This window comes from Pseudomonas sp. RC4D1 (assembly GCF_018390395.1).
Classification (GTDB): domain Bacteria; phylum Pseudomonadota; class Gammaproteobacteria; order Pseudomonadales; family Pseudomonadaceae; genus Aquipseudomonas; species Aquipseudomonas danubii.
The window spans coordinates 2,451,534-2,471,820 of the sequence record NZ_JAHBAW010000001.1 but is presented as its reverse complement, the minus strand read 5'-3'; the positions used below and the strand labels follow the sequence as shown (position 1 = coordinate 2,471,820).

The window sequence follows — 20,287 nt, the reverse complement described above, 5'->3', positions numbered from 1 at the left end:
TTACGGACGCGCGACTAGCGAAATTGCGCAAGAAACCGCAAGTCGTTGTCGAAGAACAGGCGCAAGTCATTGACACCGTAACGCAGCATGGCCAAACGCTCGGCGCCCATGCCGAAGGCAAAGCCCTGGAACTCTTCCGGGTCGATCCCGGACATACGCAGCACATTTGGGTGAACCATGCCGCAGCCCATGACTTCCAGCCAACCGGTCTGCTTGCAGACGCGGCAACCTTTACCGCTGCACATCACGCATTCCATATCGACTTCAGCGGATGGCTCGGTGAACGGGAAGTACGAAGGTCGGAAACGCACGGCCAGCTCTTTTTCAAAGAACACCCGCAGGAACTCTTCAATGGTGCCTTTCAGGTCGGCAAAATTGATGTCGCGATCCACCAGCAGGCCTTCGACCTGATGGAACATCGGCGAGTGAGTGATATCGGAGTCGCTACGATACACACGGCCTGGGCAGACGATGCGAATCGGCGGCTGCTGCGATTCCATGGTGCGGACCTGTACCGGCGAGGTATGGGTGCGCAACAGCATGTTCGCATTGAAATAGAAGGTGTCATGCATCGACCGGGCCGGGTGATGGCCTGGGATGTTGAGCGCCTCGAAGTTGTGATAGTCGTCTTCAACCTCAGGGCCTTCGGCGATGCCGTAGCCAATGTGGGTAAAGAATTGCTCGATACGCTCCAGGGTCCGCGTAATCGGGTGCAGACCGCCAGAGGTCTGGCCACGGCCCGGCAGAGTTACGTCAATGCACTCGGCAGCGAGTTTGGCGCTGAGTTCCGCCTCCTCGAAAGCAATTTTGCGCGCATTGAGAACCTCTGTTACACGCTCCTTGGCAACGTTGATCAGCGCTCCGACTTGCGGGCGCTCTTCGGCAGGCAGGTTGCCCAGGGTCTTCATCACCTGAGTCAGCTCGCCCTTCTTGCCAAGGAAGTGAACCCGGATCTGTTCCAGGGCATTGATGTCTTCAGCGTGTTGCACGGCCTCAAGTGCTTGAGAAACCAGCGCATCCAGGTTTTCCATGTACAGACTCCAGATACAAAATAGGGGAAGAGCTTGAAGGCTCTTCCCCTATTTATGACGTTTAACACCAGAGCCCACGAAAGGTGAGCCCGGATGACTGTCGGGGGTACTTAAGCCAAGGTGGCTTTAGCTTTCTCGACAATCGCAGCAAACGCCGCTTTTTCGTTCACTGCCAGATCAGCCAGAACCTTACGGTCGATCTCGATGGACGCCTTTTTCAGGCCAGCGATCAGACGGCTGTAAGACAGACCGTTAGTACGAGCACCAGCGTTGATACGAGCGATCCACAGAGCGCGGAACTGACGTTTTTTCTGACGACGGTCGCGGTAGGCGTATTGGCCTGCCTTGATTACCGCTTGCTTGGCAACACGGAATACGCGCGAGCGTGCGCCGTAGTAGCCTTTAGCAAGTTTCAGAATTTTTTTGTGACGTTTACGGGCAATGACGCCACGCTTTACACGAGCCATGAGTTACTTCCTCTATTCTTGATCCAAAAATTAACGAAGGCGCAGCATGCGCTCGACTTTTGCCACGTCAGACGGATGCAGCAAGCTGCTACCGCGCAGTTGACGCTTACGCTTGGTCGACATTTTGGTCAGGATGTGGCTCTTGAAAGCGTGCTTGTGCTTGATACCGTTAGCAGTTTTCAGAAACCGCTTAGCAGCACCACTTTTGGTTTTCATCTTTGGCATGTTCGGATACTCCGCATTCAGTTGATAAACATAATCAGAAGGCCTGCCGTGCCCTGTTGATTACTTCTTCTTTTTCGGGGCGATGACCATGATCAGCTGGCGTCCTTCCATCTTAGGATGCTGTTCGACCGAACCGTACTCTTGCAGGTCAGCTTCAACCCGCTTGAGGAGTTCCATCCCCAGCTCCTGGTGGGCCATCTCACGGCCGCGGAATCGCAAGGATACCTTGGCCCTGTCCCCGTCACTCAGGAAACGTACCAGGTTGCGCAGTTTTACCTGGTAATCCCCTTCCTCCGTCCCTGGACGAAACTTGATTTCTTTAACCTGAATCTGCTTCTGGTTCTTCTTCGCAGCAGCAATCTGTTTCTTCTTTTCGAAGATCGATTTGCCGTAATCCATCACCCGGCAAACAGGTGGGACTGCGTCGGCGGAAATCTCCACCAAATCCAGCTTGGCTTCTTCAGCTATACGAAGCGCTTCATCAATCGAGACGATGCCAATCTGCTCGCCGTCAGCGCCAATTAACCGAACCTCGCGTGCCGAGATATTCTCGTTGATCGGGGCTTTCGGTGCAGCTCGTTTATCTTGTCTCATATCACGCTTAATAATAATTACTCCGAATCTTGGCGACCACGCCGGGAAACCGCTTGTGCGAGGAACGCCGAGAATTGGTCCACAGGCATCGAGCCCAGGTCTTCACCTTCACGGGTACGCACAGCGACAGTCTGCATCTCGACCTCCCGATCTCCAATAACCAAGAGATAGGGAACCTTGAGCAAAGTATGCTCGCGGATTTTAAAGCCGATCTTTTCATTTCTCAAGTCGGACTTGGCACGAAATCCGCTTTGATTGAGTGTTTTTTCTACTTCAAGGGCAAAATCTGCCTGTTTATCAGTGATATTCATCACCACGGCCTGAGTCGGAGCCAGCCACGCAGGGAACGCGCCCTCGTAATGCTCGATCAGAATCCCGACAAAACGCTCGAAGGAGCCGAGAATCGCCCGGTGCAGCATCACCGGATGCTTACGGCTGTTGTCTTCGGATACATATTCAGCACCCAGACGGATCGGCAGGTTGAAATCCAGCTGCAAGGTACCACACTGCCATACACGCCCCAGGCAGTCTTTCAACGAGAACTCGATCTTCGGACCATAGAACGCGCCCTCGCCCGGCTGCAGATCATACGGCAACCCGGCACTGTCCAAAGCCGCAGCTAGCGCATTTTCCGCACGATCCCACAACTCATCGGAACCCACGCGCTTTTCAGGACGAGTGGAAAGTTTCATCTCGATGTCCTTGAAGCCGAAGTCGGCATAGACATCCATAGTCAGCTTGATGAACGCAGCGGACTCGGCCTGCATCTGATCTTCAGTACAGAAGATGTGAGCATCGTCCTGGGTAAAACCGCGCACACGCATGATGCCGTGCAGCGCTCCCGAAGGCTCGTTACGGTGGCAAGCACCGAATTCGGCCAGTCGCATCGGCAGCTCGCGGTAGCTCTTCAGACCCTGATTGAACACCTGCACGTGGCACGGGCAGTTCATGGGCTTGATTGCGTAGTCGCGGCTTTCCGATTCGGTGGTGAACATATTTTCGGAATAGTTGGCCCAGTGCCCGGACTTTTCCCAAAGGCTGCGATCGACCACTTGCGGAGTCTTGATCTCCAGATAGCCGTTTTCACGCTGCACCTTGCGCATGTACTGCTCGAGCACCTGGTACAAAGTCCAACCATTGGGGTGCCAGAACACCATGCCCGGAGCTTCCTCCTGGGTATGGAACAGGCCCAAACGCTTGCCGATCTTACGATGGTCGCGCTTTTCGGCCTCTTCGATACGCTGGATATAGGCAGCGAGCTGCTTCTTATCCGCCCACGCAGTACCGTAAACCCGCTGCAACTGCTCATTCTTGGCGTCGCCGCGCCAGTAGGCACCAGACAACTTGGTCAATTTGAACGACTTCAGGAAGCGCGTGTTCGGCACGTGCGGACCGCGGCACATGTCGACATATTCTTCGTGATAGTAGAGGCCCATTGCCTGTTCATTCGGCATGTCCTCCACCAGGCGCAACTTGTAGTCCTCGCCACGAGACTTGAACACTTCAATCACTTCGGCTCGCGGGGTGACCTTCTTGATCACGTCGTAGTCTTTCTCGATCAGCTGCTGCATGCGCTGCTCGATAGCCGCCATGTCTTCGGGCGTGAAGGGACGCTCATAGGCGATGTCGTAATAGAAGCCTTCATCAATGACCGGGCCGATGACCATCTTGGCGGTCGGATACAACTGCTTGACCGCATGCCCTACCAAGTGAGCGCAAGAGTGGCGAATGATCTCAAGCCCCTCTTCGTCCTTTGGCGTGATGATTTGCAGGGTTGCGTCGCTGTCGATCACATCGCAGGCGTCGACCAGCTTGCCATTGACCTTGCCGGCCAGGGTGGCCTTAGCCAAACCTGCGCCAATAGATGCAGCGACCTCGGCTACGGATACCGCATGATCGAATGAACGTTGACTGCCGTCGGGAAGAGTAATGGTGGGCATGGCGCCTCCTCTCCTAGTGGTGACCCCTACCAAAGGTCACGTGGGTTGGGATGAGCCAGTACGCGATTCAGTCCGGCCGTTCTGTAACAAACGCCTGCCTCACAGTGGCGAGAGCCTTGCGGCCAACCGGGAAACCGAACCAGAGTGACTGGGGTTCAAATCAAAATTAATGAGGCATAGACCGCGAGGGAGAAGTGCAACACCCAAAGCTTGAAAACACCCAAGCCGGGCATGCTAGCACAGATAAATCGCAAGCACCGCGCAGCAAGTTTCCCAAAAGATACTTTCCGGTCTTTTATTGAAGAAAGTGAACTTGCGATGTACGCCGAACCTCAAATACCAAGAGAATCGTCGTCCTTGCTATCGACCTCAGGAGAACTCGACTCATGCGCCTTACCCAATTGCTTACCCTTGCCGCCCCACTCGCCCTGCTCCTGCCCTTGAGCGCACAAGCTGCATGGCCTGCCGGAGCTCGTGCCGACTATATGAAGGATTGCACTGCAGCAGCCAGCCAAAGCATCGACGCCAAAAGCGCCGAGAAACATTGCGCCTGCGGTGCAGAGAAGCTGAATGAAAAATTCACCACCGATGAAATCAAGGAGCTGATGAGTAAATCCAAGCAACCTAGTGCAGAACTGAGAACCCGAGCCCTGGACGCCATCGCTGCTTGCCGAGTGGTCAAATAACCAACCACCGCTCGAAACAGGCTGTACCAAGGCCTGTCAGCAGGCCTGAAACGCGGTTTTTTTCACAATTTACGCAGCTTTTACGGGTTTTTTTATCACCGTTTGTTTTCCGCGAAAGCCCCTTAAACCGGGGTCTACAGGCAAATCGAACGGCAAAATACACGGACACATCGGGCAAAGAGCACCTACAGGGGGCTCCCAAGCCGAACATTTCGACTATGATAGCTCGGTGTGCCCAGTTGGCCTGAGCAGCACAGCACTACTGAAAATATATGTTTCTTGGAGATACACCATGTCTAATCGCCAAACCGGCACCGTAAAATGGTTCAACGATGAAAAAGGCTTCGGCTTCATCACTCCTCAAGGTGGCGGTGACGACCTGTTCGTACACTTCAAAGCTATTGAAAGCGACGGTTTCAAAAGCCTGAAAGAAGGCCAAACCGTTTCCTTCGTGGCTGAGAAAGGCCAAAAGGGTATGCAAGCTGCACAAGTTCGCCCTGAGTAAGTTTTCAGCGAGCTAAAAAAACCCCGTCCATGTGACGGGGTTTTTTATGCGCGGGCAAAAAACCTAAGCCTCAACCACAGTTGACCCGAGTAACCACCAGGCCGGCATCGGTATTGAGGTTCAGGCGGTCGGAGCGGTACTCCAGAGTAATCATGTCATTAGGCTTGAGGAAACGCGCATATTGCGCTCCTGCGCGAGTACGGGCCTGCTCCAGCAGTTCGGGAGAAGCCTTCTTGCCGACGGCAAATTCGGCAGCTGTTGCTTCACAACGCGTGTGCCCGGATTCAGAGGCCACAGGTTCCTTTGTCGACCCGGTGGTGCTGCATCCACTGAGGACAACAGCGGCCAACAAGGTTCCGAATGAAGCGAGCTTCCAAGGCATGAAGCCTCCTTTTCAAAATTAAGCAGAGATCGTGCGACAGCCGATTTGGCTTTTGGTTTCAAAACAAAATGGCCTTTTGCCCTATGTCACGGACAGCGAGTAAGTCTGCCTCAGGCATCGCGACACTTTCACAGGACAATCGTCACTGAATATGAACAGCACTCAATAGATATCGATGTAGTCGAACGCCGGTTTCGGCCAGTTCTGCTTGAGTGCATTGAAGATCTGCATTACCCAGACCTCATCACTGGCCGCCACGTTGCCGACATAGCCGGATCCGGCTGCCCAGGTTTCCAGGCGAAACAACAAACCCTCGATGTCGACACCTCCCACCACTCCCGAAGAGATGTAGGCAATCCCGGTCCTGGTGACACGCAACTGGGTATGCACGTTGTCACTGGCCGAAGCCAGAAGCTGGCGCACCGCCTCCAGGGTCAGGGCATCAGGCTGATTCAAATCGATTTGCACAGAAGCTTCCTTGAGCGCAGGAAAAGCGCCAGTGTCGCATAGCCCCCCGCTTGATGCCTAAGTCGGAGTGCCAAACGCTCGGCAACATGGTTAACTCTGCGACGCAGCAAACACCCGCCCAGGCCCGGCCCTGGCGCCCGCCTTATCCGAATTCGTGAGACTTTCATGGCCACCGTGAGTATCGACGCCGACATCAAAGCCAAATGGCCCCAGGGCCAGTGCTCCTACAGCCCAGGGAGCCCGGAAGAGTTGGCGATCATTGGCATAGACCTGCTGGTCAAGGAGCTGGGAACCCAATCCGCCTGGGCGTTCATTGAGCAGGTTTTCGAGAAGTACCCTGCTGATCACCCAGGCGCACAGGACCCGGAACGGGAATAGAACCCCGCAGGCAGGAGCCTGCGGGGGCGCTGCTTACTTGAGCCGAGCCAGACGCTCGGTGAGCAAGTCGAAGAAGCCCTGAGCATCACCGTTCTCAACCCAGAACACGTTCTTTTCCTGCTTCAGACCGTCGTACCAGTCGACGATGGTCTGGCCGAACGTCGGCCCTTCACGACTGTCGACAACCATGTTGGCCTGACGCCCGCTGAACAGCTCAGGCTTGAGCAGATAGGCGATCACCGTCGCATCATGCACCGGGCCGCCAGGAATACCGTAGTGCTCCATGTCGCCTTTGACGTACTCATTGAGGATATCCCCTACCACCTTGCTGGCATTGTTGTTCAAGGCGGCGATCTTCTGCAGTCGCGCCTCGCTGGTCAGCACCTTGTGGGTGACGTCCAGTGGCAGGTAGGTCAGCTTGACGCCACTCTTGAGCACCACTTCGGCCGCTTGAGGATCGGCGAACAGGTTGAACTCGGCCACTGGGGTGATATTGCCGCCATTGAAGTGCGCGCCCCCCATGACCACCACTTCCTTGATGCCCTGGGTAATATCCGGCGCCTGGATCAATGCCAGTGCCAGGTTGGTCTGCGGCCCCAGCATGGCGATGGTGATGCTGTGGGGCTTGGCCGCCCGCAATGTATCGATCAGATAGTTGACCGCATTGCCCTTGGCCAGCGGCGCCTTGGGCTCATGCACAGTCACCCCGGAAATGCCTTCCTTGCCGTGGATATTCTCGGCATAGATCGGCGTGCGCAGCAGCGGTTTTGGCGCCCCGGCGTAGACCGGCACTTCATCGCGACCAGCCCACTCACGGGCCAGGCGCGCATTGCGCGAGGTCTTGTCCAGACGTACGTTGCCCGCCACCGTGGTCAAGGCACGAATATGCAGCTCCTCGGGCGATGCCAGGGCGAACAACAGAGCCACCACATCGTCGGCCCCCGGGTCGGTGTCGATGATCAGATCGATTTTTTCCGCCGCCTGAGCGCCGGTAGCAGTGAGTAGAGACAAGAGCAGCAGACTCCGGAACCAGTGTTGAAACAGCAGAGCATAGCGGTGCATGGCGCACTCCTTGTGCAAGGTAAGGAAAAGCCGGACAGCGGCTTAGAAAGTCACCCCGGCAACCAGGGCGATGTTGCAATACGGCTGGCACTCTCCCGTGCGAATCACTGCACGAGCCTGGCGACTGAGCACCTTGAAATCTTCGTGACTCATCAGTCTGCGCTCCCCCAGCTCGCCACTGAGGTTCAGCACATCCAGCCCCAGCAAAGGCTGCGGCCGCTTGAGCAGAATTTCCTCGGCCAGCACGTGACTCTCCACCTGCATCTCGCTGAGCAACACCTTGAGCGTGCCGAGAAAATCGGGCACGCCGTGGGTCAGGGCCAGATCGATCAATTCGACGCCAGGAGGCACCGGCAGACCGGCATCACCGATCACCACGATGTCGCCGTGGCCCAAAGAGGCAATCAAACGTGACAGGGCAATATTGAGCAAAGGTGTCTTTTTCATGAGGGGACAAAGGCCTGTACGTCGGACAGTGTGGGAATGGAAGGTTGTGCACCGGCGCGCGTCACCGACAGCGCCGCAGCGACCTGACCAAAGCGGATCGCCTCGGCCTCGCTCTTGCCGGCAGCCAGGGCGGCGGCAAAACCACCGACGAAGGTATCCCCCGCGGCCGTGGTGTCGATGGCCTTGACCTTGGGCGCCGGAAAATGCTCGAAACTACGGCCATTGGCAAACAGCGAACCTTGCGCCCCCAGAGTGATGATGACCTTGCCGGCACCGGCGGCGATCAAGCGACCGGCCGCAGCTTCGGCGCTCTCCAGCGAGTCCACCGCCACGCCACTGAGGGCGGACGCCTCGCTTTCATTGGGAATCAGGTAGTCGATCGAGCCGTACCACTGCTCCGGCAGCGGGCCGCTGGCCGGCGCCGGATTGAGAATCACCGTCTTGCCCAGCTCACGCCCGCGCTTGAGGGTGTACCCCACCGTTGCCAGGGGCACTTCCAACTGACAGATGATCACGTCGGCCTCCTGCAACACCCGATCAAACCCCGCAACCTTCTCGGGGCTGAGCAGGCCGTTGCCACCGGCGACGATGACAATTGCATTCTGGCTACTGTCATCCACCACGATCAGGGCTACGCCGCTGGAACCCTCTACCACGCTCACCGCCTGGCAATCGATCTGCTCGGCGAGCAAGGCACTGCGCAATTGCTCGCCATAGGCATCATCGCCAACACAGCCGACCATCGACACCTGCGCCCCCAGCCTGGCGGCCGCCACTGCCTGATTGGCTCCCTTGCCACCAGACACCGTGGCAAAGGATTTGCCAATCAGCGTCTCGCCTCCTCGCGGCAAGCGCTCGGCCCGGGTCACCAGATCCATATTGAGGCTTCCCACTACCACTACTTTTGCTGGCATACATCGATACTCAATCATTTGGATTCAGCGGTACTCGGCAAATGCGCTACTGAGCGGCGCAGTCGATTCCCGCAAGACAATATTCGGCGTAACGATGCGCTGGTCGACCGGCAACTCCCGCGCAGCGATCCGGCGCAGCAGCAACTCTGCCGCGGTCTCCCCCAGTTGCAGGATCGACTGACCCACCGTGGTCAGCGCCGGGTAGACATAACGGCTCATGAGAATGTCGTCGAAGCCGATCACCGAGAGCTCACTGGGTACACGGATATTGCGCTCCGCCGCGGCCCGCAACACACCGATGCCCATCATGTCGTTAGCGGCGAAAATGGCGCTTGGCGGGCGACTCTCAAGCAACTGCGCCGCAGCGCGATAACCACCAGTGCTGCTGAAGTCACTTTCCAGGATGCGCCCTGCTGGCACCTCGACACCGGCTTCCTGCAACGCCTGGCGAAACCCCGCCAGGCGCATCTGCGCCACGCTGGTATTGGCCGGTCCGCCGATACAGGCGATGTCCCGGTGCCCCAGCTCCAGAAGGTGCCGGGTCGCCAGGTAGGCACCGTAATGGTGGTCGATACGCACCAGATCGGCGTCCACCCCTTCCAGCCCACGGTCGACAATCACCATCGGCGTGCGCACCCCGGCCAGACCCTGGGCCAGACCACTGTCGCCACCAGCGGATGTCACAATCAGCCCGTCGATGCGCTTTTCCAGAAGCACACGCAGATAGTTGCGCTGCTTGTCCGGGTTATCGTCGGAGTTGCAGAGGATCACGCAGTAACCGTTGCGCTCGCAGTAGTCCTCAATCCCTCGTGCCAGTTCGGCGAAGTAGGGGTTGAGACTGTTGGGCACCAGCAGGCCGATGGTCGCGGTGGTCTTGGCCTTGAGTGAGCGGGCCACCGCACTGGGCACATAGTCGAGGCGCTTGATCGCCGCCTCGACCTTGACCCGCACCTCTTCACTGACCGGCCGCGTCTTGTTCAGCACATGGGACACCGTGGTGTAGGAAATCCCCGCCAGCGCTGCCACATCCTTGATTGTTGCCATGAATCAAACCCGCCGATTGGCGCGCTGGCTGCGATAGGTGTCCAGCACCACGGCAATCACAATGACCGCACCGGTGATGATGCGCTTGGTCGGTTCTGATGCGCCGATTTGCGCCAGGCCTGCAGCCAGCACGGAAATAATCAAGACGCCGAAGAAGGTACTGATCACCGAACCGCGTCCGCCCATCAGGCTGGTGCCGCCAATCACCACCGCAGCGATGACCTGCAACTCCAGACCGGAGCCCGCATTCGGGTCTGCCGCTTCCAGGCGAGAAATTTGAAACAGCGCTGCAATGCCCGCCAACAACCCCATCAGGCTGAACACCAGGATCTTGTAGGGTTTGGGATTGATCCCCGCCAGACGCACCGCCTCTTCGTTGGTACCGATGCCGATCAGGTAGCGACCGAACACGGTGCGCGTCAGCACCGCCTGGGCCAGGAAGATAATCAGCAGGGCAATGATAAACGACGGCGAAATGCCAAAGGCGATTGGATTCGACAACCAGGCGAAGGCATCACCGATATAGGCCGTGCGCGAGCCGGTCATCTGATAGGCAACGCCCCGGGCCATTTCCAGCACCCCCAAGGACACGATGAAGGACGGGATACGCCAGGCCACAGTGATCGAGCCGGTGATGGTTCCCGCCAGCGCCGCACAGGCCATGCCCAGCAATGCCGCAGGTACCACGCTCCAGCCCCAGCCGAGAATCGCCACGCTGACTGTCGAGGCCGCCAGGGCCAGCACCGACCCCACGGACAGATCGATGCCACCGATGATCAGGACGAAGGTCATACCCACCGCCAGCACCATCAGGTCGGGAATCTGGTTGGCCAGGGTGCTGAAGGTGTCATAGGAAAGGAAATGGCTGCTGAGCAGGGAGAACAGGACGATCATCCCCAACAACGCCCCCGCCAGACCCAGGTAGGTGCCGAGGCCGTAGTAATGGCCGCCTCGCTTGCCGCTTGCAGGTGCAGTTTTCATGATGCATTCCTAGGCGTCGCTTCGCTGAGCAACGCATCTCGTTTTTGATAGCCGGCAAAGGCGGCGGCAAGCAATTCGTCCTGGGTCCAGCTGTCACGCTCGAAGGTGTCGATCAGACGCCCGGCAGAGAGCACGCCGATGCGATCACAGATCAACATCAACTCGCGCAGGTCGCTGGACACCACCACCAGGGCCTTGCCCTGGCGGGTCAACTCCCCCAGCAGGCCATAGATATCGAACTTGGCGCCGACATCGATACCGCGAGTGGGCTCGTCGAACAGCAACACCGAGCAGTCGCGCTCCAGCCAACGGCCGATCACCACTTTCTGCTGGTTGCCGCCGGACAATTCGGACACCAATTGCGCCGGACTGGAACTGCGAATGCGCATGGCATCGATCTGTCGCCGGGCCAGTTGCTCTTCGTCCTGGCCATTGACCAGGCCGCCACTGGAAATAGCCGGCATGTTGCCCAGGGCGATATTGGCGCTGATGGACTGGGTCAGCAGCAGCCCTTCGCCCTTGCGATCCTCAGTGATCAACGCAATGCCGTTGGCCACCGCATCCACCGGGGAGCGAATGCTCACCGGCCGGGCTGGTGTGCCCAAGGCAATGCTGCCGCTGTCGGCGACATCGGCACCAAAGATCAGCCGCAGCAACTCGGTACGCCCTGCCCCGATCAAGCCAGAGATACCGAAGATCTCGCCACTGCGCACCTCGAAGGACACATCACAGACCTTGTCCGAGCGACTGAGGTTATTCACCGTCAGCGCCGGCGCACCGATCTTGCGCTCGCCCAGGTCAATGTGTTCGCCCAGCTCGCGACCCACCATCAGATTCACCAACTGTTCGCTGTTGTAGTTGGCCATGGGCTCGACACACACCAGGCAACCGTCACGCAACACAGCAATGCGCTGGGCTACGCGGGCCAGCTCTTCCAGGCGATGGGAGATATAGATGATGGACACGCCCCGAGCCTGCAGGCGAGTGATCTGCTCGAAGAGCATCTCCACCTCACGGGAAGTGAGCATGGCCGTCGGCTCATCGAGAATCAGCACATGACAGTCGCCGATCAGGTTGCGGGCGATCTCCACCATCTGCTGGTGACCGATGCCCAATTCACACACCAGCGTGTCGGGATCGATGGCGTCAAGGCCGACCTGGGCCATGGCCTCGATCGCGGCCTTGCGCAATTGCTTGCGGCTGATCCAGCCACCGGTACTGGGCAGATTGTCGAGAAACAGATTCTCGGCCACCGACAGGGTCGGCAGTAGGTTGAGCTCCTGCATGACCATGCGAACCCCCACCTCTTCCGCCTGGGTCCTGCTACCGGGACGATAGTCCTGGCCGTTGAACTGCATGTGGCCGGTGGTAGGGCTGACCAGACCACCGATGATCTTCGACAAGGTGCTCTTGCCGGCGCCGTTCTCACCAGTCAGGGCCAGCACCTCCCCACGCATCAGCGTCAGGTCGATGCCGGTCAATACCGGCTGTGCATAGGTCTTGCCGATACCGCTGACCGAGAGGACAGCGTTCGCAGCGGAAACTGACATAAGAAACTCTCCATGCGCTCGCCCGAACGGGCGAGCGCCGTTGTGCCGCCGGAAGGACTACTTGGTGACCAGCTCAACTGGAGTTTCGATCACGCCGTTGGCACCGCTGTCGACTTTCTCGCCCTTGAGGATCTTCAGCGCGGTCTCGATGCCGAACACCGCCTGCTTGGCAGCGAACTGGTCGGCAGTGGCCAGGACCCGGCCATCCTTGAGCATGGGTTTGATGGCGTTGATATTGTCGTAGCCCACTACCTGGACCTTGCCGGCCTTACCGGCGGCCCGCACGGCGGAAACCGCCCCCACTGCCATGCTGTCGTTACCGGCCAGCAATGCCTTGAGATTCGGGTACTCGCTGAGCATCGCCGAGGCCACACGGTTGCCTGCATTGATTTCCCAGTCGCCGGATTGCAGCGAGACCACCTTGATCTGCGCGGCGTCCATCGCGTCCTTGAAGCCAGCGGTGCGCTGCTGTGCGTTGGTGGTGGTGGAAACCCCTTCGATGATCCCCACTTCGTCGCCGGCCTTCAGTTGCTTGGCCAGGTACTCACCCACCAGGCGAGCCCCCTTGCGGTTGTCCGGCCCCACGAAAGGTACGCTGATGTTCTTGCTTTTCAGCACACCGGGATCGAGTTGGTTATCGATATTGATCACGGTGATCCCGGCATCCACCGCCTTCTTGATCACCGGCACCATGGCCTTGGAGTCGGCGGGTGCAATCACCAGGGCATTGACCTTGGAGACGATCATCTGCTCGACGATGCGAATCTGGTTGGCGGTATCGGTTTCGTCCTTGATGCCGTTGGACACCAGGTCGAAATCGGCGGAATGCTCTTTCTGATAAGCCTTGGCGCCGTCTTCCATGGTCAGGAAGAACTCGTTGGCCAGGGACTTCATGACCAGGGCGACCTTGGGTTTCTGCGAGGTCTCGGCATAGGCCGAAGAGAGAGGGAGGGCAGCGGATGCAGCAGCCAGAACAGCGACAGCGAGTAGACGTCCAGCGAAGGGCAGCTTCATGAATTCACTCCGATCTTATGATTATTGTGAGCAGCGTCCGCACGGCAGGGTGAGCAGGCCGTCATCAGCAGGGATGGGAGGCCGGTGCCGCACTTTGGAAAGATAGACGATTGTCGTTATCCAAAGGCCGCGCAAACGTTTGCGTAAAACGAACTATGCGAACCTAGCCAGAGTTTGTCAACGCCGATCAGTGTCTGGAAAAAGCAGACAGACAGGGGGCAAAACCCCACTGCTGGAGAGGAGAAACCTGTCCGCACCGTAGCGTCGAACAGGCTCTGAGGGTCATGCGGTGGTGTTTACCAGGCCGCCCGAGGAGGAGTCCTTGGCCAGCTCACGGACCAGATTGCCCGATACCTCGGCCAGGGCCCCGTTGGTCTGGGCGATCTGCCCTTGAAGGCCCATCACCACGGTCTGCTTGGCTTCAGGGGTCGGATAGTCGGCGGCCTGGGCGGCAGCCAGTTGCTGTTGCTGCTGCTTGAGCTGCTCCTGCAACTCTTGCATGCGTTTGAGCAGCATCTTGACGACGATGCTCTGATTGTCTCCACCCGAGTCTGCGGCTTCGGACTTTTCCGCCTGCTTGCCGGAACCCACCCGGAGGGTGTCCGACTCATCGGTGCCCAGCGCCGTGGACGCCTCCTCGGCAGCGGCGTTACTCAATGCATCAATGGTCGCCGGTGACTTGCCATTGATCAAAATCGCTCCTGCGCCAGGAAATCCGACTGACAGAGACATATGAACTCCTGAAAAAAAGATCCTGTCGGGTCATCGACCATCTCGCGACATTCTTTAATAACGGCCCCTGCCCCTTTGTACCAAACCGCTGACGGGCATTTTCGGATTGCCGAACGCCTACCCGCGCAAACGTTCGGAAACCCGGACACACACCACTCCATCGCCGTCATAAAAATGAATAAAGTTGATATAAATCAGTAACTTAAAATACTTATCAGACCAAGGTAGCGCTGGTACAGATCCTGCTCAACCCTCACTGCCTCACCGCATACAGATCTGCGGTCGGGGTGTTTCTAGATGAACCTGCATCAGCACCGTCTCACTACTAGAGAGAAAATAATGAAATCTGCCTTCAAAACCTTCGTTCCGGGCGCTTTGGCCCTCCTCCTGCTTCTGCCTGCAGCTGTGCAGGCCAAAGAAGCTGAAACCCAACAAAAACTCGCCAACGTTGTGGTCCTTGCTACCGGTGGCACCATCGCCGGCGCCGGCGCCAGTGCCGCCAACAGCGCCACCTACCAAGCAGCCAAAGTCGGCATCGAACAACTGATCGCCGGCATCCCCGAGCTGAGCCAACTGGCCAATGTGCGTGGCGAGCAAGTCATGCAGATCGCTTCGGAAAGCATCACCAACGAAAACCTGCTGCAACTGGGTCGCCGCGTTGCTGAACTGGCCGACAGCAAAGACGTCGATGGCATCGTCATCACCCACGGCACCGACACCCTGGAAGAAACCGCCTACTTCCTCAACCTGGTGGAAAAGACTGACAAGCCGATCGTGGTCGTCGGCTCCATGCGCCCAGGCACCGCCATGTCGGCTGACGGCATGCTCAACCTGTACAACGCAGTAGCCGTAGCCGGCAGCAAGAACGCCCGCGGTAAAGGCGTGCTGGTCACCATGAACGATGAAATCCAGTCCGGTCGCGATGTCAGCAAGACGATCAACATCAAGACCGAAGCCTTCAAGAGCCCATGGGGCCCACTGGGCATGGTAGTGGAAGGCAAATCCTACTGGTTCCGCCTGCCTGCCAAGCGTCACACCATGGATTCGGAATTCGACATCAAGAACATCAAGAGCCTGCCTGACGTAGAAATCGCCTACGGCTACGGCAACGTCAGCGACACCGCTTACAAGGCCCTGGCACAAGGTGGTGCCAAAGCCATCATCCATGCCGGTACCGGCAACGGCTCCGTGTCCTCCCGCGTAGTGCCAGCCTTGCAAGAGCTGCGCAAGAACGGCGTGCAGATCATTCGTTCTTCCCACGTCAATGCTGGCGGCTTCGTACTGCGCAACGCTGAACAGCCTGACGACAAGAACGACTGGGTCGTGGCTCACGACCTGAACCCGCAAAAAGCCCGCATCCTGGCCATGGTCGCTCTGACCAAGACTCAGGACAGCAAAGAACTGCAACGCATGTTCTGGGAATACTGACAGCCCTCCGCTCGACCGACTCCGGTCGAGCAGGCTTCAACCACTCGCCCATCCAGGCGAGTGGTTCCGCCCCCCGCCTAACAGCCTCGTCGCGCCCTCCCCCGTAAAAAATCTCCTTCATCCGTGAGACAAATGCGTAAAGCATGGTCAGAGGAACTTCTTGAATCTTAAGCAGTTGCGAAATGTCTTACAGTTAAATACTGTATACACGTACAGCTTATTAAGGATTGTTCCGTGGCCACGACCCAAACGCCCCTCAGCTCCTACGAACGCCTGGGTGTACGCATCCAGAAAATCATCAACTCCCCTACCGCACAGAAAGCCAAGGCAGCCCTGATCTTCCGCCTCGCCGATGAGCCCCAGGACGAGTGGGAACGCCTGCTGGAGGAAATCGCCGAGAACGACAACGTCACCCTCGCCTATCGCGACGATGGTGGCGTGCAAATTTTCTGGGTCGTACCGAAGGAAGACTGAGTTGATGAGTGTCCGTTGTTTTGCCGTACTGCTGTTTTTCGTCACCTTCACCGCCCAAGCCGATGCCCCACGCACCTTCAGCGAAGCCAAGAAAGTCGCCTGGAAACTCTATGCTCCCCAATCAACCGAGTTCTACTGCGGCTGCAAGTACAACGGCAACCGGATAAACCTCGCCGCTTGCGGCTATATACCGCGCAAGAACGCCAAGCGTGCGGAGCGCATCGAATGGGAACACATAGTGCCGGCCTGGCAGATCGGTCATCAGCGCCAATGCTGGCAGCAAGGCGGACGCAAGAATTGCACCCGTACCGACCCGGTCTATCAGCGGGCCGAAGCGGACTTGCATAACCTGGTACCAAGCATTGGCGAAGTGAATGGCGACCGCAGCAACTTCAGTTTCGGCTGGCTGCCGGAGCAATCCGGGCAATATGGCTCATGCCTGACCCAGGTGGACTTCAAGGCCAAGAAAGTCATGCCCCGCCCCTCGATTCGCGGCATGATCGCCCGCACCTACTTCTACATGAGCAAGCAATACGGTCTGCGCCTGTCGAAACAGGATCGACAGCTCTTCGAAGCCTGGAACAAAACCTATCCGGTGCAGGATTGGGAGCGCCAACGCAATCAGAGCGTGGCCTGCGTGATGGGGCGTGGAAACGAGTTTGTCGGGACCGTCAACCTCAAGGCCTGCGGCTGACCCAGAGGCGCCCCTTGATATGGGCGCCTCTCGATATGGCGGGAGCAGACTTACTGTGCAGCCTGGTGCTCGATAACCGTGACATCGATGTCACGCTTCTTGGCCTTGATGAGTTTCTCGACCACTTCGGTCTTTTTTGCCTCGGCCTCGGCCTGGGACGCAAAAGGCCCGAGCAGCACCCGCTTCTTGCCTTCCACGGCCACCACATTGGACATGATCCCGTGCTCGATCAGCCAACCTGTGAGATCACTGACCGCCAGGGGCAGTTCGCTGCCCACCCACACATCCCACTGCGGCGCGGTAGAAGCCTGAACCGGCTGAACCTGCGTCGTTGCCAAAGTGCTCTTGTTCGCCTCGACTGGCTTGCCTTCACCGCAACCGGCCAACGCCAACACCGCCATCATCATCGCTACTGTGCGCACAACCTACCCCTAGAAAGTCTGAGGCAGCGATTTTAGCACTCAAGACAAAAGAGACCTCGTCACAAAATCAGGCCGAAACAGGAAGAATGATATTTATTGCCTCTGTATAGTTGCGCCTTGGGAATTAATAGATCGTCTGCGCGTCAGAAAGAGGCACCCACTCAGTGGAACTTCGCACTAATCTATACCTAAGACCGACCTCTGCACTGTTTGAATCTGGTGCTCTACAAAGCCATCAAGGAGAAGATCATGCTGATACTCACCCGCAAAGTCGGTGAAAGCATAAACATCGGTGACGACATTACGATCACCATTCTCGGCGTCAGCGGCCAACAGGTCCGCATCGGTATCAACGCGCCAAAAGACGTCGCGGTACACCGCGAGGAAATTTATCAACGCATTCAAGCCGGACTGACCGCCCCGGACAAACGCGAAACCCCATGAATCCAATGAGCACCCGCTCCCTGCCTGTGCCCAACAGCTGGCGCGGCGCGTGCCCTATTTGCCTTGAACCTCTCCTACAGAACACCTGCATGCCCTGACCGGATTGCGGCTATAACAGATTCCCGCCCACTGGATTGTCGTCAAGCACTGACTATCGCCCTTTTCTGGCAAATACCAACCGCGGCCTCCCGGTACGCGGCGCCTCAGCAATACAGGCGTCGCACCCGGGCTCGGCGGTCAGGCGCTGACTGCTGGCTTGAACCCCAAATCCTCAGTGAACCGCAGCAGGTAGCCGTCCGGATCAAGCACTAGCAGGTTCAACTCACCATGCAGCAACTCGTCATGCCGGTACCAGCACTCCTGGATTTCCCTGCGCAGGACGATACCGGCATGCGCCAGAGCGGCAGCCATCTGGCGAATGTCCGGGCACTCGATGGACAAGTTCATGCCTCGGCCAAAAGGCGCCTGCAAGGGGCCGACGCGCCACTCTGATTCCTCCTGATCATCCTGCTCCAGCATCAACTGAGCGCCGTTGAGGGAGAGAAAGGCAAAGAAGTGTTCCGGACGCTGATACTCCACCTTGAAACCGAGGGTATCGCGATAAAAAATCAGACTGCGCTCCAGGTCCGTGACCAGCATTTCCGGAACCAGGTTATTCATTTGAAACATGGCAAAAGTCCATTGCTCATTGATCGAGCCGCGAGACTACGCTCAAGCCGATCCCAAGTGCAGCCCCGCTTACCAATGATTACAACTGAGCCAATGCCACACCAGGCGCCACGCCCATCCACCTGCCGCCGATCATCCATGGACAGCCTTCAGGAAAAAAAGGCGACCCGCATTCGGATCGACAACATCCGTGCGGGCCGCCTTGCCGCTGAGAAAAACAACGACGTCACTGTTCAGCCATGACGCTCCAGCAACACCTTGCTCCAGAGGGTGAAAGCCACGGAGGGCGTCCATGCCGGGTTTGAAGTGTGCTCTTGAAGGCAGAGATAGTGATTGCCCTCGTAGCTCACTCCGTCCTCCCGGAGATAGCGTTGACTGCTACTCCACTCAGGAAAGCTCGGATCGACGGCGCCACCCGCAGTCCTGACACTCAGGCTGCGACTGGGCAACGATTCACGACCCTGAGTATCAGTGGCCGTAACGAAGTAACTGTACTGGGTATCGGCACTCAGCCCCTTGTCTTCAAAGCCCAGGGAAGTCGACTGGCCCACCGCATTGCCATCGCGATACAGGGTGTAGAACTCCACCGGACGCACACCACTGGAGGCGCCCCAGCTCAAGGTGACACTGCTACGAGTGGCTCCCAGCACCTGCAGGTTGCCAGGTGCCCCGGGACGCTCGGGCTCTGCGCCATCGCCATGGATCAACGGCGCATAACGGTTGCGGAACTCCCAGTTGTACGGCACGCCTTGCCGACTGACTCCGGCATCCCAGTTCACCGACCAGGTCATCAAGCCCTTGATGGCATGACCAGCATCCTGCAGCCGCTTGAACGCATTACTCACAGCCGCGGGATCGATGACATAGCCCGTGGCCGCGGCATCGACGTTGCTGGGCAAGCCGATTGCCAGCTTGTCCGCCGCAATCCGGGTGTAACCGCGAGAGCCCGAAGCCAGGCTGTCGGTCAGGTAGAACAGGAAGTCTTCCTTCATCTGATCATTGTTCTGGGCAATCCAGGCGCCCTGCCCGCCATTGGCCTCCGGCACCCAGAGTCCATCGCCACCCTGGTTGTAGTATTGCGGCGCGACAAAGTCGTAGTAGCCCTCCAGGGCTTGCAGGTAAGCCACGTACTTGCCATTGCTGGTCAGGTACGGAAACTCCGGCGCCATGCTGATGATGAAATGCTTGCCCTGACCGGCATAGTGATCCTTCACCAGCTTCAAGGCTGCCGGCAACACACTCTTGTTGTCGGCATAGTCGATTGCACTCTGCTCCAGATCGATATCCAGGCCATCGAAGCCGTAAGTCTCCACCAGACGGATGATTTCGTTGGCCAAAGGCTGCTCGTCGCCCTTGCGCAACTCGATATGCGCATCGGCACCACCCAGGGAAATCAGCACGACGCGCCCCTGGCTGTTAAGCACACCGACCTGACGCCGGAACTCGGTGTCCGAGAGGTTGTAGGGCTTGAAGGTGGGAATGCCGTTGCCCTTCATGAAGGCCACCGCCACCACGTTGTACTCCTTGGGGACATCCAGCAGGCTCAGATTGGCAAATTGCCCCTGCTGATAACCGTCGGCAGAACCGGCGGCCCAGTTATGCCAGAAGCCCATGAGGATCTTCTTGCCGGCAATACTCGGCATCATGGAGGCCGCATCGGCAGCTTGACTCTTGTTTAATGCAAAATCGATTTTATTCACGCTCTAATCCTTCAGAACTGTTAAAGGGGGCTGCAC

General features: G+C 57.9%; 25 protein-coding genes. 7 read left to right on the top strand and 18 right to left on the bottom strand.

The annotated features are described in order from the left end of the window. Positions 1-14: 14 nt before the first annotated feature. The 5 genes from pheS to thrS all read right to left on the bottom strand — a co-directional run bounded on the left by pheS (position 15) and on the right by thrS (position 4,257). A complete protein-coding gene (gene pheS / locus KHO49_RS11420) occupies positions 15-1,031 on the bottom strand; it encodes a phenylalanine--tRNA ligase subunit alpha (protein WP_170002273.1) in 1,017 nt (338 codons plus the stop codon). A 110-nt stretch (positions 1,032-1,141) separates the two neighbouring features. Beyond that, positions 1,142-1,498 (bottom strand): 50S ribosomal protein L20, encoded by a 357-nt coding sequence (gene rplT, locus KHO49_RS11415; protein WP_016963673.1) that lies wholly within the window; start codon positions 1,496-1,498, stop codon positions 1,142-1,144. 30 nt (positions 1,499-1,528) lie between these two features. Further along, on the bottom strand, positions 1,529-1,723 hold the full coding sequence (gene rpmI, locus KHO49_RS11410; RefSeq protein ID WP_002553160.1) for a 50S ribosomal protein L35: 195 nt from the start codon (positions 1,721-1,723) through the stop codon (positions 1,529-1,531). A 60-nt stretch (positions 1,724-1,783) separates the two neighbouring features. Further along, positions 1,784-2,335 (bottom strand): translation initiation factor IF-3, encoded by a 552-nt coding sequence (gene infC, locus KHO49_RS11405; protein ID WP_169893379.1) that lies wholly within the window; start codon positions 2,333-2,335, stop codon positions 1,784-1,786. Further along, positions 2,335-4,257: a threonine--tRNA ligase gene (thrS, locus tag KHO49_RS11400; RefSeq protein WP_102863610.1), complete on the bottom strand. Its 1,923-nt coding sequence runs from the start codon at positions 4,255-4,257 to the stop codon at positions 2,335-2,337. Before thrS ends, infC begins: the two co-directional genes overlap by 1 nt. 386 nt (positions 4,258-4,643) lie before the next feature. Between thrS and KHO49_RS11395 the strand changes: the two genes are divergently transcribed. Then, positions 4,644-4,943, top strand: coding sequence for a hypothetical protein (locus tag KHO49_RS11395; RefSeq protein WP_102882483.1), 300 nt, complete (start codon positions 4,644-4,646; stop codon positions 4,941-4,943). Between the two features lie 292 nt (positions 4,944-5,235). Then, positions 5,236-5,448: a cold-shock protein gene (locus KHO49_RS11390; protein WP_003179963.1), complete on the top strand. Its 213-nt coding sequence runs from the start codon at positions 5,236-5,238 to the stop codon at positions 5,446-5,448. A gap of 70 nt (positions 5,449-5,518) precedes the next feature. Here KHO49_RS11390 and KHO49_RS11385 read toward each other — a convergent pair whose 3' ends face one another. Further along, on the bottom strand, positions 5,519-5,830 hold the full coding sequence (locus KHO49_RS11385) for an I78 family peptidase inhibitor (protein WP_102863613.1): 312 nt from the start codon (positions 5,828-5,830) through the stop codon (positions 5,519-5,521). Positions 5,831-5,992: 162 nt separating this feature from the next. Next, positions 5,993-6,298, bottom strand: a complete 306-nt coding sequence (locus KHO49_RS11380; protein WP_102863615.1) for a hypothetical protein — start codon at positions 6,296-6,298, stop codon at positions 5,993-5,995. A gap of 165 nt (positions 6,299-6,463) precedes the next feature. On the opposite strand from KHO49_RS11380, the gene KHO49_RS11375 reads away from it, so the two are divergent. Further along, positions 6,464-6,676 carry a hypothetical protein gene (locus KHO49_RS11375; RefSeq protein ID WP_102882485.1) on the top strand — a complete coding sequence of 71 codons (213 nt, stop codon included), beginning with the start codon at positions 6,464-6,466 and terminating at the stop codon, positions 6,674-6,676. Positions 6,677-6,709: 33 nt separating this feature from the next. Here the strand turns inward: KHO49_RS11375 and KHO49_RS11370 are convergent, their stop codons facing one another. From KHO49_RS11370 to KHO49_RS11335, 8 genes are all read right to left on the bottom strand, one after another. Beyond that, entirely contained in the window at positions 6,710-7,738 is a 1,029-nt protein-coding gene (locus KHO49_RS11370) for a nucleoside hydrolase (RefSeq protein ID WP_102863619.1), read from the bottom strand. Positions 7,739-7,780: 42 nt separating this feature from the next. Beyond that, positions 7,781-8,185, bottom strand: coding sequence for a D-ribose pyranase (gene rbsD, locus KHO49_RS11365; protein WP_110596814.1), 405 nt, complete (start codon positions 8,183-8,185; stop codon positions 7,781-7,783). Next, on the bottom strand, positions 8,182-9,099 hold the full coding sequence (rbsK, locus tag KHO49_RS11360; RefSeq protein ID WP_102882487.1) for a ribokinase: 918 nt from the start codon (positions 9,097-9,099) through the stop codon (positions 8,182-8,184). Before rbsK ends, rbsD begins: the two co-directional genes overlap by 4 nt. Positions 9,100-9,123: 24 nt before the next feature. Further along, positions 9,124-10,143 carry a LacI family DNA-binding transcriptional regulator gene (locus tag KHO49_RS11355; protein WP_110596813.1) on the bottom strand — a complete coding sequence of 340 codons (1,020 nt, stop codon included), beginning with the start codon at positions 10,141-10,143 and terminating at the stop codon, positions 9,124-9,126. 3 nt (positions 10,144-10,146) lie between these two features. After that, positions 10,147-11,124 carry an ABC transporter permease gene (locus KHO49_RS11350; RefSeq protein WP_102863626.1) on the bottom strand — a complete coding sequence of 326 codons (978 nt, stop codon included), beginning with the start codon at positions 11,122-11,124 and terminating at the stop codon, positions 10,147-10,149. Then, on the bottom strand, positions 11,121-12,674 hold the full coding sequence (locus KHO49_RS11345) for a sugar ABC transporter ATP-binding protein (protein WP_102882489.1): 1,554 nt from the start codon (positions 12,672-12,674) through the stop codon (positions 11,121-11,123). The genes KHO49_RS11350 and KHO49_RS11345 overlap by 4 nt, the downstream gene beginning before the upstream one ends. 57 nt (positions 12,675-12,731) lie before the next feature. Next, positions 12,732-13,688 carry a sugar ABC transporter substrate-binding protein gene (locus tag KHO49_RS11340; protein WP_102882490.1) on the bottom strand — a complete coding sequence of 319 codons (957 nt, stop codon included), beginning with the start codon at positions 13,686-13,688 and terminating at the stop codon, positions 12,732-12,734. Between the two features lie 282 nt (positions 13,689-13,970). Further along, positions 13,971-14,420, bottom strand: coding sequence for a hypothetical protein (locus KHO49_RS11335; RefSeq protein WP_102882491.1), 450 nt, complete (start codon positions 14,418-14,420; stop codon positions 13,971-13,973). A gap of 339 nt (positions 14,421-14,759) precedes the next feature. Between KHO49_RS11335 and KHO49_RS11330 the strand changes: the two genes are divergently transcribed. The 3 genes from KHO49_RS11330 to KHO49_RS11320 all read left to right on the top strand — a co-directional run bounded on the left by KHO49_RS11330 (position 14,760) and on the right by KHO49_RS11320 (position 17,016). Further along, positions 14,760-15,848, top strand: coding sequence for an asparaginase (locus tag KHO49_RS11330; protein WP_102882492.1), 1,089 nt, complete (start codon positions 14,760-14,762; stop codon positions 15,846-15,848). Between the two features lie 204 nt (positions 15,849-16,052). Beyond that, positions 16,053-16,322: a DUF1654 domain-containing protein gene (locus KHO49_RS11325; protein ID WP_102863635.1), complete on the top strand. Its 270-nt coding sequence runs from the start codon at positions 16,053-16,055 to the stop codon at positions 16,320-16,322. Positions 16,323-16,326: 4 nt separating this feature from the next. Further along, on the top strand, positions 16,327-17,016 hold the full coding sequence (locus tag KHO49_RS11320; protein WP_102864090.1) for an endonuclease: 690 nt from the start codon (positions 16,327-16,329) through the stop codon (positions 17,014-17,016). A 50-nt stretch (positions 17,017-17,066) separates the two neighbouring features. Here the strand turns inward: KHO49_RS11320 and KHO49_RS11315 are convergent, their stop codons facing one another. Next, positions 17,067-17,423, bottom strand: a complete 357-nt coding sequence (locus tag KHO49_RS11315; protein ID WP_213665270.1) for an SPOR domain-containing protein — start codon at positions 17,421-17,423, stop codon at positions 17,067-17,069. Positions 17,424-17,687: 264 nt separating this feature from the next. On the opposite strand from KHO49_RS11315, the gene csrA reads away from it, so the two are divergent. Beyond that, positions 17,688-17,882, top strand: coding sequence for a carbon storage regulator CsrA (gene csrA, locus KHO49_RS11310; protein ID WP_007920550.1), 195 nt, complete (start codon positions 17,688-17,690; stop codon positions 17,880-17,882). 237 nt (positions 17,883-18,119) lie between these two features. Here csrA and KHO49_RS11305 read toward each other — a convergent pair whose 3' ends face one another. Both KHO49_RS11305 and KHO49_RS11300 read right to left on the bottom strand, forming a co-directional pair. Next, on the bottom strand, positions 18,120-18,551 hold the full coding sequence (locus tag KHO49_RS11305; protein WP_110596809.1) for a VOC family protein: 432 nt from the start codon (positions 18,549-18,551) through the stop codon (positions 18,120-18,122). Positions 18,552-18,784: 233 nt separating this feature from the next. Beyond that, positions 18,785-20,251: a carbohydrate-binding protein gene (locus KHO49_RS11300; RefSeq protein ID WP_413787141.1), complete on the bottom strand. Its 1,467-nt coding sequence runs from the start codon at positions 20,249-20,251 to the stop codon at positions 18,785-18,787. Positions 20,252-20,287: the final 36 nt, after the last annotated feature.

Coding starts and splice junctions, on each gene's coding strand:
- pheS (WP_170002273.1), bottom strand. CDS start 1,031: ATGGAAAACCTGGATGCGCTGGTTTCTCAAGCACTTGAGGCCGTGCAA.
- rplT (WP_016963673.1), bottom strand. CDS start 1,498: ATGGCTCGTGTAAAGCGTGGCGTCATTGCCCGTAAACGTCACAAAAAA.
- rpmI (WP_002553160.1), bottom strand. CDS start 1,723: ATGCCAAAGATGAAAACCAAAAGTGGTGCTGCTAAGCGGTTTCTGAAA.
- thrS (WP_102863610.1), bottom strand. CDS start 4,257: ATGCCCACCATTACTCTTCCCGACGGCAGTCAACGTTCATTCGATCAT.
- KHO49_RS11395 (WP_102882483.1), top strand. CDS start 4,644: ATGCGCCTTACCCAATTGCTTACCCTTGCCGCCCCACTCGCCCTGCTC.
- KHO49_RS11390 (WP_003179963.1), top strand. CDS start 5,236: ATGTCTAATCGCCAAACCGGCACCGTAAAATGGTTCAACGATGAAAAA.
- KHO49_RS11385 (WP_102863613.1), bottom strand. CDS start 5,830: ATGCCTTGGAAGCTCGCTTCATTCGGAACCTTGTTGGCCGCTGTTGTC.
- KHO49_RS11375 (WP_102882485.1), top strand. CDS start 6,464: ATGGCCACCGTGAGTATCGACGCCGACATCAAAGCCAAATGGCCCCAG.
- KHO49_RS11370 (WP_102863619.1), bottom strand. CDS start 7,738: ATGCACCGCTATGCTCTGCTGTTTCAACACTGGTTCCGGAGTCTGCTG.
- rbsD (WP_110596814.1), bottom strand. CDS start 8,185: ATGAAAAAGACACCTTTGCTCAATATTGCCCTGTCACGTTTGATTGCC.
- rbsK (WP_102882487.1), bottom strand. CDS start 9,099: ATGCCAGCAAAAGTAGTGGTAGTGGGAAGCCTCAATATGGATCTGGTG.
- KHO49_RS11355 (WP_110596813.1), bottom strand. CDS start 10,143: ATGGCAACAATCAAGGATGTGGCAGCGCTGGCGGGGATTTCCTACACC.
- KHO49_RS11350 (WP_102863626.1), bottom strand. CDS start 11,124: ATGAAAACTGCACCTGCAAGCGGCAAGCGAGGCGGCCATTACTACGGC.
- KHO49_RS11345 (WP_102882489.1), bottom strand. CDS start 12,674: ATGTCAGTTTCCGCTGCGAACGCTGTCCTCTCGGTCAGCGGTATCGGC.
- KHO49_RS11340 (WP_102882490.1), bottom strand. CDS start 13,688: ATGAAGCTGCCCTTCGCTGGACGTCTACTCGCTGTCGCTGTTCTGGCT.
- KHO49_RS11335 (WP_102882491.1), bottom strand. CDS start 14,420: ATGTCTCTGTCAGTCGGATTTCCTGGCGCAGGAGCGATTTTGATCAAT.
- KHO49_RS11330 (WP_102882492.1), top strand. CDS start 14,760: ATGAAATCTGCCTTCAAAACCTTCGTTCCGGGCGCTTTGGCCCTCCTC.
- KHO49_RS11320 (WP_102864090.1), top strand. CDS start 16,327: ATGAGTGTCCGTTGTTTTGCCGTACTGCTGTTTTTCGTCACCTTCACC.
- KHO49_RS11315 (WP_213665270.1), bottom strand. CDS start 17,423: ATGATGATGGCGGTGTTGGCGTTGGCCGGTTGCGGTGAAGGCAAGCCA.
- csrA (WP_007920550.1), top strand. CDS start 17,688: ATGCTGATACTCACCCGCAAAGTCGGTGAAAGCATAAACATCGGTGAC.
- KHO49_RS11305 (WP_110596809.1), bottom strand. CDS start 18,551: ATGTTTCAAATGAATAACCTGGTTCCGGAAATGCTGGTCACGGACCTG.